The sequence below is a fragment of the Parabacteroides leei genome (genome assembly GCF_023369805.1).
Lineage (GTDB): Bacteria > Bacteroidota > Bacteroidia > Bacteroidales > Tannerellaceae > Parabacteroides > Parabacteroides leei.
In genome coordinates, this window is sequence record NZ_JAMBQG010000001.1 from 125,215 (window position 1) to 139,670 (window position 14,456).

Here is a 14,456-nt window from a genome sequence, read left to right on the forward strand (position 1 = left end):
GCTAATAATGTGTCATTTTGCCAATAATTAAAAGAGCCAATGAAAGGAGGTATCTTTTATTGGCTCTTTACTCTGTTATATGATTAGTATATTCTTAGAAATCAACTATCAGACGGGCATTAAGCTGTCGGCCTGTCAGGTAGTTCGGTACGGCAAACTGCTGGTTGTCGATGTTGGTAATCCAGTAGTATGAACTTACATTTTTTATATCAAACAAGTTGAATATATCGACTCCGACCCAGATATTCTTCAAGTGGCGGAAAAAGCCCCGATCCATGATTGCGTCCGACTCCCCGGCAAGCTGGTAGGAGAATCCCAGGTCGACACGTTTGTATGCCGGAGTACGGAATACACTTTTTACATCCTCGTATTTCGTCCGGGGGGCAATGAAGGGCAGACCACCGGAAAGAACACCTTTCAGATTCAGCTTTACACGTTTGTATCCCGGGAAATAATCCTGGAAGAAAAGTGAGACATTGTATCCCTGGCTGTTAGGCATCGGAACGGTAACCTGGTCGCGTATCGTTTGTTCGGCCTTCATTAGCGAGAAACTGATCCATGAGTCGGTGCCGGGTACGAATTCGCCGAAGAATTTGACATCGATACCCATTGCATGTCCTTTGGCGCAGTTCTCTCCGTAATAACGGATCTTGACGTTGTCGACAGTATAAGGGATGAGGTCGTCCAGTTTTTTGTAATATAGGTCGGCACTTACCTTAAAGTTCCGGTCTGCCGCACGGAATGTATAATCTCCTCCCACAATGAAATGGATGGAACGTTGCGATTTGATATCTTTATTCAGTGCAATAATATCGTTCCCCGATTCATCCCGTACAGTCGTACGTAGTTCCTTATAAAACGGTGATTGATAGTAAATACCGCTTGCAGCCCGGAATGTGAGGTTCTGGTCGAAGTTCGGAATGAATCCGAGAGATACACGCGGGCTGATGATAAACTCTTTGTTATAACTCCAATAGCTTCCGCGAAGGCCGCCTACCAGTGTAAACATCCCTTGTTTTGTACGGAACTTAAAAGCATCCTGCACATAAGCGGATAGCCGTGTGCTGGACAGGTCATTATTGGAATAAAGGTTGGAGATAACGTTTACGCCTGTTCCCGTTTGTGGGAGCGAATAGCCTGCCGAGTCGCGTTTTTCCCATTCGCTGATACGGTCGTTGATTTTTTCCATCTGTACGGTTGCTCCCCATTTGATCGTATTGTTTTTGATGCGTGCGCTACCGTAATGTCCGGCATTCATAATGGTTGAGTTTAGTCGGTTGCGTGCATGTTCATGATAACGGGCAACGGAGAGAGGGACTTGTTCTTGCTCATTTTCTTCCGCAGCATCTCCCAGCCAGTATTCGCCGGTGATGTCGTATGTTTCTATTTCCTTGCTGGTGAAGGCGGAAGCCTGGATACCCAGTTCGGTATTTTCGTTTGGATTGTGTTTTAATGTCAATGCCCCGAATAAGGTCTGGAACTTATCACTTTCGCGACTGTTAGGGAAAGCTACTTCGAATCTTTTAGCATTTTCGACCGTGCCGAAAGTTGTTTCGCGTTTATGCGGTGTGTATTTGAATGTGTTTGAAGCCAGGTTTCCCAGGAAATTAACTTCCCATTTGGGAGCCAGTTGATAGGTCATGTATGACTGGAGATCGACGAAGTCCGGCTGATATTCAGCGTCTGTGTCCATCGTTTTAAGCAATGAACGGCCTGTTTTGTAACGAACACCTGTAACCTGTGTGAATTTGCCGATCGAACTACCCACGTAGGCATTTGCTCCCAGCAGGCTGGCAGATGCCGAACCTTCGAATATTTTTGGTTTTTTATATTTGATATCGAGTACCGAGCTCATTTTATCTCCATAGCGGGCTTCAAATCCCCCGGCAGCAAAATTGACCGACTCGGTCATGTCGGGGTTGATAAAACTCAATCCTTCCTGTTGCCCGGAACGTATCAGCAAGGGTCGGAATACCTCCAGTCCGTTCACATAAACGATATTTTCATCGTAACTACCACCACGAACCGAATATTGTGAACTCAATTCATTGCTGGATGAAACACCCGCGAAAGTCACTACCAGGCTTTCGATACTGCCACCGGCCGGATCGGGTAGGAGCTTAACCCGATTAGCGTCGAGTGTTTCAAGGGTTGTCGTCTGTTTACGGATGGCAGTTGCAACCACTTCTCCCAGGTCAATACTGGTATAGTTCATTTGTACATTCAGGCGCATGTCTTGTTGTACGCTTGGTAGAATACGTTCGGCTTTATTATATCCCAGACACGAGAAAATGACGGAAACGGAGTCTCCGGGAGACGTTGTGAGCGAATAATATCCCTTTTCGTTGGTCATCGCTCCGTTCAGGGTGTTTTTTATCTGTACAAGAACCAATTCAAGCGGACTGCCATCGGCGTCACGAACATATCCTGTGATTTTAACATGCTTTTGTCCAAAAGCACTGATAGAAAATAATATAAATAGCAGTGCAGCTATCGCACGAATCTTCATAATTAATAATGTTATAGCTTTACTAACGCGAAAAATAAAGGAAGCGTATATTCAGCATGTAAAAAATCTTTATCTTTGCCCTATGGGGAATGCGTTCCCAACATAAAGAATTTAATTAACAGCTACAAAAATAAGATAAAAATGGACAGCTTTGCAACTCTTATCAAGAATAGAAGAAGTACACGTAAGTTTACCGACCGGTTGCTTTCGCCCGAACAAGTGGAGATGATACTGAAAGCTGCATTGATGGCTCCGGCATCCAAACGTAAAAATCCCTGGCAGTTCGTGGTTGTGGAAGACAAGGAAATGTTAAAAAAACTGGCTGCCTGTAAACCGGCGGGTTCGTCTTTCCTTGAAGGTTGTGCCCTGGCTGTTGTGGTGATGGCAAATGTGATGGAAAGTGATGTCTGGGTGGAAGATGCCTCGATTGCTTCCATTTACATGCAACTTCAGGCGGAAGATCTGGGGCTGGGAAGTTGTTGGTGTCAGATTCGTAACCGGCAGACGGAAGACGATACGGATGCGAATGTGTATGTCCGTAATCTTTTGGATGTCCCTTATCAGCTCGAAGTGTTATCGATTATCGGTTTCGGATATAAAGATCAGGAACGTAAACCATTTGACGAAGCACATTTGCAATGGGAAAAAATACATCTCGGTACCTATAAGATGCCGGAAGAAAATAGTGAAGTATGAAAATAGTATTCATAGGTGCCGGTAATCTGGCGACTCGCCTGTCGTTAGCTATGCAGCGGGTCGGTATGCAGATCGGGCAGGTATATAGCCGTACTCAGGAGAATGCCCGGCAGTTGGCTGTTAAGTTGGGGTGTCCCTGGACTACAGATCTTTCTGCTTTGCAGCCGGATGCGGATATGTATGTTTTTTCACTGAAAGATACGGTTCTGGCTGAAGCGATCGCAAAGGTAAAGCCGAACAACGGTTTGTGGATACATACTGCCGGAAGTATGCCGATGAATATTTTTGAGGGACACGCCGCACGTTATGGCGTACTCTATCCTTTACAGACATTCAGTAAGGGACGGGAGGTGAGCTTCGATGTGATCCCGCTTTTTCTGGAAGCCAATACCCAAAAGGATGCCGACTATCTGAAGAATATAGCCAGTGCGCTTTCGGAAAATGTCCGTTTTATGTCATCGGAAAAACGGCGTAGCTTACACCTGGCTGCTGTCTTTGCCTGCAACTTTACCAATCATATTTATGCATTGTCCTATAAATTGCTTGAAGAAGAAGGTATCTCTGCCGATGTACTTTTGCCGCTGATAGATGAAACGGCAGCAAAGATACATCTCATGTCGCCGGCTACCGCTCAGACCGGTCCGGCAATCCGTTACGACGAGAATGTGATAAATAAACATCTGGCTATGCTGAACGATCCCGATATGAAATCGATCTACCAGCTTTTGAGCCAGAGTATACATAAGGAGGCCCAAAATGAGTAGTATCAATTATGACCTGACAAAAATAAAAGCATTTGTGTTTGATGTAGACGGTGTCTTGTCGTGTGATGTGGTTTCACTTCATCCAAACGGCGATCCGATGCGCACGGTTAATATTAAAGACGGATATGCCTTGCAGTTGGCGGTGAAGAAAGGTTATCATGTCGGTATCATTACCGGAGGGTATACGGAGGCTGTGCAGATTCGATTTTCCCGGTTGGGCATCGAACATATATATATGCGTAGCGCCGTAAAGATACACGACTTCAAAGATTTTCTTCAAAAGACCGGATTGAAGCCGGAAGAGGTAATGTATGCCGGTGATGATATTCCCGATTATGAAGTCATGCAGCAGGTAGGTTTACCTGTCGCTCCTGCCGATGCTGCTCCGGAAATCAAACAGATTGCAAAATACATCTCTTTGCGCAAAGGGGGCGAGGGTATTGCCCGCGATGTAATTGAACAGACAATGAAAGCACAAGGCCATTGGATGAGCGACGAAGCCTTCGGATGGTAATAACAAGAAAAACAATATGCTAGCAAACTTACAGAAATATCGAATTGTGCTGGGCTCTAACTCTCCCCGCCGAAAAGAACTGCTTGCCGGACTCGATCTCGAATTTGACGTGGAAGTGATTCCTGGCATCGACGAATCGTATCCTGATACACTACCCTTTGAAGACATACCTTTATATATAGCACGTAAAAAAGCGGAAGCATATCTTGAAAAAATGTCTGACAACGAACTGCTTATCACAGCCGATACGATTGTTGCTACTTATGATCGCGTGTTGGGAAAACCTGCCGATCGTGATGAAGCTATCGAAATACTTGGTTATCTGTCAGGTCATGTACATGAAGTTGTGACTGGAGTTTGCCTGAGCACCAAAAAGAAAACAGTCTCTTTTTCCGTTGCTTCAGCGGTCTGTTTTGCTAAATTGGAAGAAGAGGATATTATATATTATGTAGACAAATACCGTCCTTTCGACAAGGCCGGCAGTTATGGCATACAAGAATGGATCGGTTATATAGGTGTAGAGGCTATTAATGGGTCATTTTATAATGTAATGGGGTTGCCGGTACAGCGGTTATATCAGGAATTGAAGAAATTTTGATTAAAAAATACCAGTAATCCTTGCATAATATATTCGGAAACAGTAATTTTGCGGTCTGAAATTCTGCAGAGGGTAAACAAGTGATACTTAATATGTATCCACCCCCGGGACATAACCTGTTTAAATATAAAAAGACAGATGTACGTAATCGTAGAAATTAACGGACAGCAGTTCAAAGCTGAAGAAGGAAAGAAATTATTCGTTCATCACATTCAGAACGCAGAAAGCGGAGCTGTTGTTGAGTTTGACAAAGTATTGTTGGTTGACAACAATGGAGAAGTTAAAGTAGGTGTTCCTACCGTAGAAGGCGCAAAGGTAGTATGTGAAGTACTGTCTCCGCTGGTAAAAGGTGATAAAGTGCTGATCTTCCACAAGAAGAGAAGAAAAGGTTATCGTAAACTGAACGGTCACCGTCAGCAGTTCACTGAAGTGAGTATTAAAGAAATTGTTGCTTAACGTTTAAAGGAGAAAAGAAGAAATGGCACATAAGAAAGGTGTGGGTAGTTCTAAGAACGGCCGTGAATCACAAAGCAAGAGATTAGGTGTTAAGCTTTTTGGTGGTGAAGTTGCTAAAGCTGGTAACATTATTATCCGTCAGAGAGGTACAGTTCATCATCCGGGTGAAAACGTTGGTATCGGTAAAGATCATACGTTGTACGCTTTGAAAGATGGTGTTGTTACTTTCCGTAGAGGTAAAGAAAACAGATCTTTCGTTTCTATCCAGGAAATCGTAGCAGAAGCATAATTCGCTTTACTCGAAAGAATAAGAAAAGCGGAATGTCCGAAAGGAGGTTCCGCTTTTTTGTGTTTGGTATCATCGGGATGAGGCTAATGTTTGTTTTGGGAGCTGAATAAAACGGTGAAAGCACTTCCAGCACCTTCCTGGCTTTGCACATGCAGCTTTCCGTTGTGGAGTTTGACGATTTCCCGCGAAATACTCAGTCCGATACCGTTACCGTTCTTTTTAGAACTGAAGAACGGGATAAATATCTTGTCACGTATCGCATCGGATATACCGCATCCATTGTCGGCAACGGTGATGTAAGGATGTCCTTCGTTATCACAGCCGGAAAAAAGATGGATTTCCGGACTCTCCTTTTCTTTTACGGCATAAGTCGCATTGGTGACAAAATTAATTATCACCTGTTCGATCAGATCCCTGTCCATATAGGCTGTCACGTCCGCATTATCTGTTTTAAGAGTGAATCCGATCCCTTTCTGCTGCAAAGACGGGTTCATCAGGGAATGAATAGCGTTTAACAGTTCATAGAGGTTGTAGAATTTCATGTCAGGCACTATTTTCTGGCTTAAACTACGATATGTTTCGGCAAATCGTAACAATCCGTCACTCCGCCGGTGAATGGTGTCCAACGCAAATTCCATATCTTCCACATCCGGTTCCGACAGCGGGGAAGAAGTTTCTTTCAGTGCATGTATCTTCCTTCTGAGCGTATCCGAAAGAGAGGAGACGGGTACGATAGAATTCATTATCTCGTGGGTCATCACATTAAGCAACCCTTTCCAGGCGCCCGATTCGACCTCTTCCATTGTGGCGCTTACGTTGTGGAAAGCTATCAGCTTATAGGTTTTTCCTCCTGTTTGAAAGACGGAAGCATTGGTCATTGTTTTGATGGTTTGTTTCCGGGCATGGATAGTCATCAGGGTACTTTCATTTACCGGAATATCGAGTAATTCATTGAACAGGTCTTCGTTCTGTTTTTTCAGCCAGTTGATATTCTTGATATGAGGAATGTTGAGCATCGTTGTAAAAGCGTCGTTCATCCATAACGTTTCATAGGTTTCTATATCGTAGGCGAGAATGCCGGTGTCGACCAGTTCCAACATTTCTTTCAGATAATGTTGCTGGGCTTCTTTTTCACGTGCCAGGTTCAGGAAAGCATCCGTGATGGTTTGGAAGCGCGGATATTTTTTTGAAAAGTCTTTGTAAAGAATCGACTCGGCAAATTCGTCGATTTCCCGGTTTGTTTTTCTCCGTACATATATTATATATATAAGGAGCAGGACGATTAGGATGGATAACAGGATGGTCATAGTCCGTATTTTTCTAACCGGCGGTATAAAGCTCCCCGGGTCAGTCCCAGTTCTTTGGCCGCTTGTGATATGTTTCCGTTATGTTTTTGGATCACCTGCTCGATAGCGGCTTTTTCCAGATCTTCCAGGTTGTGGGTAGGTATCGTCTGGTTGTTTTCTTCCGGTTGTTCCATAGGCGAGAAGGTGATATCCTCGGCTTTCAGCACATTGCTGTCTGACATGATAACACCTCTTTCTATGGTATATTGCAATTCGCGTACGTTTCCCGGGTAATGATACAGCATCAGTTTCTTTTTGGCTGAGTCGGATAAACGGAACTTTTGCTTGAAATACTTTTTCTCATACATCTCCAGGAAATGTTCTGCCAACAAGATAATATCTTCACCCCGTTTACGGAGAGGGGGTACCGTTATTTCTACCGTATTGATCCGGTAAATCAAGTCCTTACGAAAACGTGTCTCATTAGCCAGTTCCCGTAGCGGTAGATTGGTGGCGGATAACAAACGGATATCCACCGGTGTCGGTGAATTGGCACCCAGACGTGTTACCTCCCGGTTTTGTAATACGGTCAGCAGTTTAGCCTGTTGTTGTAAAGTGATATTACCTATTTCATCCAGAAAGAGTGTACCCTTGTCGGCTGCCTCGATCAATCCGGTTCGGTCTTCGCGTGCATCTGTAAAGGCTCCTTTTTTATGTCCGAAAAGCTCACTTTCGAAAAGAGTTTCTGTCAGGGAACCTACATCCACTTTTATATACGGGTAGTTCCGGCGCAGGGATAACTGATAGATATAACGGGCTACCAGATCCTTACCCGTCCCGTTTTCTCCCAGTATTAGTATATTGGCATCGGTAGGTGCTATCTTTTGTAATTTATGAAACAATAGCTGCATACTTTCCGAAGCTCCTACAATCTTTGCATCTGTTTTCCTTTCATTTATCTTTTCTTTGACATCGGAAGATGTTTGCTTGTGAAGCGTTTCCGTCAGGATATTTATCAGGTTTTCATTATGCCAGGGCTTGACGATAAAGTCGGCTGCCCCTTCTTTCAGGCTTTTGATTGCCAGATCGATATCTGCATAGGCGGTGATCATGATGACGGATTGGGCAGGTTTCCATTTCTTTATTTCCTTCAACCAGAAAATACCTTCATTGCCCGTATTGATGGAACTTCTGAAATTCATATCCAACATAACAATGTCGATATCGTTGGTCATGATCAACTTATGGATATTTTCAGGATTTGTTTCAGTCAATATCGTTTTTACTTCCATCTTCAGCAAGAAACGTACTGCGGTCAGAACGTCTTTATCATCATCAACAATCAGTATATTTGCCTGGTGTAAGTTCATAATAACTCTTTTTAGTAGATTGCAAATATATCAAGAATGAGGTGAATCCCAAAGTTGTTTCTGTTTTTTGTCCACAGGCATACAGAAGGTGTCCGTTAATGGACACTTTGGAAATTGTAGTATTTGATTAATAGGTTAATAGATAGAGTGTTAATGTTTTGGTACGCTACTTGTTCCTGATTATGTGTAATATGCTGAATAACTTATAAGACTATGATTAGAATAAATGATTTGAGAAAAGTATACCGGACGGATGAAGTAGAGACAATTGCGCTGGACAATATGTCGTTCCATGTAAAGGAACATGAATTTGTTGCTATCATGGGGCCTTCGGGATGTGGTAAATCCACTTTATTGAATATCCTGGGATTGCTCGACGATCCGACTTCGGGTTCTTATCTTCTTAATGGTGTCGAAGTGACCGGCCTGAATGAAAATAAACGATGTGACTTGCGGAGGGAGAATATAGGGTTTGTTTTCCAGAGTTTCAACCTGATCGAAGAACTTACCGTATTTGAGAATATTGAATTACCCCTGGAGAATTGCGGAATGAAGGCTTCTTTGCGGAAAATGAAAGTGGAGAAGGCTTTAAAAAGCGTTCTGCTTAATCACCGCCGTAACTATTTCCCGTCACAACTTTCCGGTGGACAGCAGCAACGGGTGGCAATTGCCCGCGCCATAGTCAATGACCCGAAACTGATCCTGGCAGATGAGCCGACCGGCAATCTGGATAGCCAGAATGGTCTGGAAATCATGGACCTATTGACATCTCTCAACGATGCGGGTACTACCGTCGTTATGGTGACGCACAGCGAACATGATGCCCGTTACAGTCATCGTGTCGTTCACATGTTGGATGGAAAACCGGTTACGGAAAACTTCCTGAAAGAATTGGCTTACACTACAAACTAAAAAAGTAATACTAATGAATATAAGAAGATCTATCCGGATCATTTTCCGGAGCAAAACATATAGTTTTTTGAATATCATCGGGCTGGCAATCGGAATTACTTCGGCAGCGCTTATCTTCCTTTGGGTCGAGAGTAAGGTGAATTTTAATAAGGCAATATCCAATTCACCGAATATATATGTCAGTGCATTCAACTATTTCTCCGCTTCAAATGAATGTGATACTTATTTCGAATCGAATAATTCGTTGAAAAAAGCATTGGATGATGAGTTTCCCGAAGTGAAAAGCAGTGCAAGATATAATAATGAAACATTGGTTTTCATACCTGAAAATACAACCAGTTCTTTTGAAGAAAAAGGAGCTTATGCCGACTCCACTCTCTTTAATATGATCGGTATGGAATTCTTGTATGGTGATGCTTCCTATGTTTTCGAACCGCAATATTCGATCATTCTCAGTCGTTCGATGGCTCGGAAGATTTATGGGAAGGATAATCCGATAGGTAAGGGCTTGATCAATGAAGGTACTATCTATCAGGTGACGGGAGTATTTGAAGATATGCCGGATAATACCTCCTTTCAGTTTCAGTGGGTGATTCCTTTTCGTGTTTCGGAGCAGGCTCAGAGAAAATATTTTGATATAGATGGTTGGGGGTATTCCTGGTTGCAAACCTATGTCGAACTACAACCCAATGTCGACCTGTACCGATTGAATGAAAAACTAAAAGGGTTGGCTTACCAAAAAGAGGGTGAGGATTATAATTCTTTACAAATATTCCTTTATCCTCTCAACAGAAAGTTATTGTACGGGCAGTTTGAGAATGGGGTGGAAACAGGTGGAGGATATATTAAAACAGTTTATCTTTTTTTCCTGATCGGTATACTTATTCTGGTTATCGCGTGTATTAATTTTATGAATTTATCGACTGCACGTTCACAGAAACGAGCATTGGAAGTCGGGGTCAGAAAAACATTCGGAACCAAGCGGAAATACCTAATCTGGCAATTTCTGATGGAGTCGGGAATAATCATTACAATTGCTCTTTTGTTATCGATCGGGTTAATCTGGTTGAGTTTGCCTTTTTTTAACGAATTTATAGAAGCTCAGCTGACCTTTAACCTTTTCAATCCGGTAATTCTGACAGGACTGGTTACAATAGGTTTGTTTTGTACTTTCCTGGCTGGTGGATATCCGGCTTTATATCTGTCTTCTTTCAATCCGCTGATCACTTTGAAAATGCAGAAAGTTAGTAAAACAGGAGGAGCAGCATGGATCCGCCAGGGGCTGGTTATTTTTCAGTTTACGATGGCATTTATCTTGATTAGTATCACCTTTGTTATCTATCTTCAGATACAGTTGGCACAAAAACGTAATTTGGGAATAGAGAAAGAAAATCTGATACATTTCCCTGTCACCGAAGAATTATGTAATTCATCTTCTGCTGTGCAAAATGAATTAAAGAATACAGGTATGGTAGAAAACTGTGGATTCTCAAGTAGTCCGCTTTTGAAGTCCTATCTGGGAACAAATCCCTGGTATTGGAATGGGAAAGACCCGAACGATGATACATCTGTTTTTTTCAATTTTGTGTCGGATGGCTTGATTGATGCTGCCGGGATCAAACTGATTGATGGAACCGATATTGATCCTGCCAAAAGAAATGAGAAAGGCAGCAGAGGCGTTCTTATTAACGAGACCCTTGCAAAAAGAATGGGAAAAGAAGGACGTATAGGAGGTAAACTCGGCCAGTCACCGGATAATAAATGGGAGATAGTCGGCATAATGAAAGATTTTGTATTCGAGGATCTTTATGCGCTTCATCCTGGGTCGGTGTTATTTTGCTATGGTCCCAAAAGGACTGAATATTTGTTTGTCCGTCTGAAACCGGATGTAGATACATTTGAGGCTATAGGCCGGATACAAAAAGTATTACGTTCCTTTACGCCGTATCACGCATTCGAGCCGACTCTTATGACTGATCGCTTCGAGCAAATGTTCGGAGATGAGCGTCTGATAGAAAAGTTATCGGCTTTATTTGCGGTCCTGGCTATTTTCATTTCTTGCTTAGGATTATTTGGGTTAAGTGCTTTCTCTGCCGAGCAACGAACGAAAGAGATTGGTGTCCGAAAAGTATTGGGAGCTAAAATAACAGATATACTCTTCCTGTTGGGGAAAGCGTATATGGTACTTTTACTGATTGCTTTTATAATAGGTATCCCGGTCTCATTTTATGCCTCCAGTTATTATCTGAAAGATTATGCCTATCGTATCGAGCTCGGTTGGGATATTTTTGCCGGAGTAGCTTTGCTGATCACCCTGATAGCCCTTCTGACGGTAAGTTTCCAGTCGCTGAAAGCTGCTATTGCCAATCCGGTAAAGTCGATAAAGACGGAGTAAGGCTGACTTTTTGAAAATTAAAGCAAGGTATTACCCCTGTTGATGACATCTGATAAAGAATATTTATAATCTGTATCCAGTAGATTATGATATTCTTTACAGAAGTTGTCGTATATGTTTTTAGCCAGCCCTCGCTTGCCTGAGTTGCAAAGAATAGAACACTTGGTATATAGTGCATCTTCATTGATATAATCATGCAGGAAAAGCGTATCGGCAATCTGCAATTTAAATTTATTGTCGAAATCGTACGTTTTATCATTCAGCAGACGGGTCAGGATATCGATGGTCTGACTAGAGAAGTTGCTCTTAAAGTTATCCACCCAATCGGTTTCTAGGTTTGGAAGCAGCGTGCCGCGTAATAATAACTCCAGCAGTTTATTTAAGTTTTTCTGGCTTAACGATTGCTCGTTCATGATTTCATTCAAATAACGCATGGCTTCTGCATAATCGCAAACTGTATCTTTACTGAAACGGATTGTCCAGAAACTGTTTTTACTGATAATTTCGATACCGCCTACTTTATCGACCAGAACACGTAGTTTACTTAAATATACATTTCGGTTGTTCTTTGCCGATTCTTCTATTTTATCACTCCACAAATATTGGATCAGCTTAGAGCCGGAGATTCCGTTTTCCTGCTTGACGGTGAAAAGGATCAACAAAACAAACAACTGTTTTAACATAGGAGTGAACTGATCGGTAATATCTTCTCCGTTCTTATCCTTTACACAGAATCTACCTAAGAAGCGAATACTTTGTTTGGAAAAGTCGTAATAAGGTTGCTGAGGTTCTGTTTGTGGTATGACAAGCCCTTCCTGTTGGTCCGACATCTCTGTTATAACCGATTCGACCGGCATTACTGTCCCAGATACTTTTTCCGGCTCTGTCTGCTGTTTCCTTTTCTGTCTGGATAAGAAAAATACTCCCGTACTTAATATAACAAGGCCGATCATGTATCCGATATAAGCCGGAAGTTGTGATTTTCCCTCTTTTTTTCCCTGATACAAACTATTGACCGAAAGGGGAGGGAAAGAGATAGAATAGATGGATACTGACGATGTTTTGTCTGCTTTGGTCTTATTAATCAAAGCAAATAGTTTATTATTCTTGGGGGAATAAAATAAATTAGTATAGACATAGTGAGATTCCATGTTTTCTCCGAGCGGCAGGGTTATTTCTTCCAACTCTTTATTTTTAGGATCGATCTTCAGTAAAGCTCCTTTTTCTTTGACAGCGAAGACATAGAAACAATCATTGTCTTTGTCATAAAACAAGTTCTCGCCAGGTAGAAAATCAACTTTGACATTCTGGGCTTCCCATATCTTCTGTACTTTTAATGTGCCGAGATCTACGGCGTATAGATCATAATAATAGTGAGGGTATAATTCCTGACGTCCGGATTTACAACCTCTGCCGCCAAAGATATAGAGTGTGTTCCCGACGATCACGGATGCCGGAGAATATCGGGGATCGATATCTGAAAGTGTGATCGTATTTTCAATTGTATTATTGTAGGGCTTTAATTTAATCAGTTCGTTTGTGTATTTATAAAAACCATATCCGCCGAAAGAGATGATCGAAGAATCTTCAGGTGAATAACAGGCTGTATTGTTCCAATACCGGTGTTCCATTGTCGGTTTGTCACTGTGATCCCATCGATTGGTTTCGAAAGAAAAGGTGGAATGCGTCTTTTCATCGATGTTGTATGATAATAATAAATGTCTTTTCTCATCGTATAATAGTTGGTTGGGTGCATTGGCGGCAACACTTCCCCCTTCCACTTTGATGATGCTGAGAGTTTTCTTTTCTGTGTTGAAAACCTGAATCTCCTTGGAATCCGGAACTATATAGAATTCACTTGTTTGAGGATTGAAAGCAAACAATGTATTTTCTGGAATATTGCCAGAGTATAGTTTTTCCCAGTTTACATGATTATCGATCAACCATTTCGGGTTGATAACCTGTGCCGGAATATGATTGACAGAGTCGTAGCAAATAGTACGTGCATGTTGTTTCAGTTTCCAATAGCGGATTAGTTCTTTATCCCGTACAATTTTTATATCTCTAAGATTAACGGACGCGACTTCGGATATTTCGAAGTCTTTGAATGTGGATATACCGAAGCTAATTCTCGCAGATTTTGCTTTTGACAAGGCGTCGGGTGTGGATATCTCTGTTGTTCCATATAACATTCTGACATTTCCGGTTTCTGTATTTAAGGAAATCTCGACGGGAATCCACGTATTGCATTTGGTAGTCAGCGGCAGTTGATGGGTCGATTCATTTATGACCAGCATGGGGTAACGTTCATTATTGTCGCCTGGTGTAAAAATTAAGTCGATATTTTCGTTATTATCAGTGAGGATACGGAAAACCAATCCGAAAATGTTGTCTTCACGAATATACATATTGAATGAAAGATTCGTTTCTTTTCCCAGTTTGATCGATTCTCCGTCTTCCAGTATCAGACTGGAAAAATCGACTCTCTCTGATGGATATGCCTGGATAAACAATCCATAATCAACCGCATTGGCATGTGATAATTCCGTAATGAGTAATAGACATATAATTAACAGTGCTTTCATTTCAGTTATTCGGTATTATCTAGTGTGTAGCAAATATACATGTTTTTTGATAATTCCCTAACACTTTTTTGTCATAATGATA

Annotated in this window: 12 protein-coding genes; 8 read left to right on the forward strand and 4 right to left on the reverse strand. The window is 42.0% G+C overall.

Going from position 1 to position 14,456, the window contains the following annotated elements:
- Positions 1-94: 94 nt before the first annotated feature.
- Positions 95-2,509: a TonB-dependent receptor gene (locus tag M1P97_RS00550; RefSeq protein WP_249388106.1), complete on the reverse strand. Its 2,415-nt coding sequence runs from the start codon at positions 2,507-2,509 to the stop codon at positions 95-97.
- Positions 2,510-2,650: 141 nt separating this feature from the next.
- Here M1P97_RS00550 and M1P97_RS00555 point away from each other — a divergent pair, with 141 nt between their 5' ends.
- The 6 genes from M1P97_RS00555 to rpmA all read left to right on the forward strand — a co-directional run bounded on the left by M1P97_RS00555 (position 2,651) and on the right by rpmA (position 5,826).
- A complete protein-coding gene (locus M1P97_RS00555) occupies positions 2,651-3,205 on the forward strand; it encodes a nitroreductase family protein (protein WP_249388107.1) in 555 nt (184 codons plus the stop codon).
- Positions 3,202-3,969, forward strand: a complete 768-nt coding sequence (locus tag M1P97_RS00560; protein WP_249388108.1) for a Rossmann-like and DUF2520 domain-containing protein — start codon at positions 3,202-3,204, stop codon at positions 3,967-3,969. The genes M1P97_RS00555 and M1P97_RS00560 overlap by 4 nt, the downstream gene beginning before the upstream one ends.
- Entirely contained in the window at positions 3,962-4,483 is a 522-nt protein-coding gene (locus M1P97_RS00565; protein ID WP_249388109.1) for a KdsC family phosphatase, read from the forward strand. The genes M1P97_RS00560 and M1P97_RS00565 overlap by 8 nt, the downstream gene beginning before the upstream one ends.
- Positions 4,484-4,499: 16 nt before the next feature.
- Complete coding sequence (locus tag M1P97_RS00570) at positions 4,500-5,081, forward strand: Maf-like protein (protein ID WP_195373082.1); 582 nt, start codon at positions 4,500-4,502, stop codon at positions 5,079-5,081.
- A 138-nt stretch (positions 5,082-5,219) separates the two neighbouring features.
- Entirely contained in the window at positions 5,220-5,537 is a 318-nt protein-coding gene (gene rplU, locus M1P97_RS00575) for a 50S ribosomal protein L21 (protein WP_007657805.1), read from the forward strand.
- Between the two features lie 22 nt (positions 5,538-5,559).
- Complete coding sequence (gene rpmA, locus M1P97_RS00580) at positions 5,560-5,826, forward strand: 50S ribosomal protein L27 (RefSeq protein WP_195373081.1); 267 nt, start codon at positions 5,560-5,562, stop codon at positions 5,824-5,826.
- A gap of 83 nt (positions 5,827-5,909) precedes the next feature.
- Here the strand turns inward: rpmA and M1P97_RS00585 are convergent, their stop codons facing one another.
- Positions 5,910-7,133, reverse strand: coding sequence for a sensor histidine kinase (locus M1P97_RS00585; protein ID WP_195373080.1), 1,224 nt, complete (start codon positions 7,131-7,133; stop codon positions 5,910-5,912).
- The gene (locus tag M1P97_RS00590; protein ID WP_249388110.1) at positions 7,130-8,482 is read right to left on the reverse strand and encodes a sigma-54-dependent transcriptional regulator; all 1,353 of its coding nucleotides are present in this window, start codon (positions 8,480-8,482) and stop codon (positions 7,130-7,132) included. Before M1P97_RS00590 ends, M1P97_RS00585 begins: the two co-directional genes overlap by 4 nt.
- Positions 8,483-8,695: 213 nt before the next feature.
- Between M1P97_RS00590 and M1P97_RS00595 the strand changes: the two genes are divergently transcribed.
- The gene (locus M1P97_RS00595; RefSeq protein WP_249388111.1) at positions 8,696-9,394 is read left to right on the forward strand and encodes an ABC transporter ATP-binding protein; all 699 of its coding nucleotides are present in this window, start codon (positions 8,696-8,698) and stop codon (positions 9,392-9,394) included.
- 13 nt (positions 9,395-9,407) lie between these two features.
- On the forward strand, positions 9,408-11,789 hold the full coding sequence (locus tag M1P97_RS00600; protein ID WP_195373077.1) for an ABC transporter permease: 2,382 nt from the start codon (positions 9,408-9,410) through the stop codon (positions 11,787-11,789).
- Positions 11,790-11,806: 17 nt separating this feature from the next.
- Here the strand turns inward: M1P97_RS00600 and M1P97_RS00605 are convergent, their stop codons facing one another.
- Positions 11,807-14,374, reverse strand: a complete 2,568-nt coding sequence (locus M1P97_RS00605; RefSeq protein ID WP_195373076.1) for a hypothetical protein — start codon at positions 14,372-14,374, stop codon at positions 11,807-11,809.
- Positions 14,375-14,456 lie beyond the last annotated feature (82 nt).

Excerpts from the sequence above, each read along its gene's own strand:
- M1P97_RS00600 (WP_195373077.1), top strand. The coding sequence starts at position 9,408 with ATGAATATAAGAAGATCTATCCGGATCATTTTCCGGAGCAAAACATAT.
- M1P97_RS00560 (WP_249388108.1), top strand. The coding sequence starts at position 3,202 with ATGAAAATAGTATTCATAGGTGCCGGTAATCTGGCGACTCGCCTGTCG.
- M1P97_RS00555 (WP_249388107.1), top strand. The coding sequence starts at position 2,651 with ATGGACAGCTTTGCAACTCTTATCAAGAATAGAAGAAGTACACGTAAG.
- M1P97_RS00585 (WP_195373080.1), bottom strand. The coding sequence starts at position 7,133 with ATGACCATCCTGTTATCCATCCTAATCGTCCTGCTCCTTATATATATA.
- rplU (WP_007657805.1), top strand. The coding sequence starts at position 5,220 with ATGTACGTAATCGTAGAAATTAACGGACAGCAGTTCAAAGCTGAAGAA.
- M1P97_RS00605 (WP_195373076.1), bottom strand. The coding sequence starts at position 14,374 with ATGAAAGCACTGTTAATTATATGTCTATTACTCATTACGGAATTATCA.
- M1P97_RS00590 (WP_249388110.1), bottom strand. The coding sequence starts at position 8,482 with ATGAACTTACACCAGGCAAATATACTGATTGTTGATGATGATAAAGAC.
- M1P97_RS00570 (WP_195373082.1), top strand. The coding sequence starts at position 4,500 with ATGCTAGCAAACTTACAGAAATATCGAATTGTGCTGGGCTCTAACTCT.
- M1P97_RS00550 (WP_249388106.1), bottom strand. The coding sequence starts at position 2,509 with ATGAAGATTCGTGCGATAGCTGCACTGCTATTTATATTATTTTCTATC.
- rpmA (WP_195373081.1), top strand. The coding sequence starts at position 5,560 with ATGGCACATAAGAAAGGTGTGGGTAGTTCTAAGAACGGCCGTGAATCA.
- M1P97_RS00595 (WP_249388111.1), top strand. The coding sequence starts at position 8,696 with ATGATTAGAATAAATGATTTGAGAAAAGTATACCGGACGGATGAAGTA.
- M1P97_RS00565 (WP_249388109.1), top strand. The coding sequence starts at position 3,962 with ATGAGTAGTATCAATTATGACCTGACAAAAATAAAAGCATTTGTGTTT.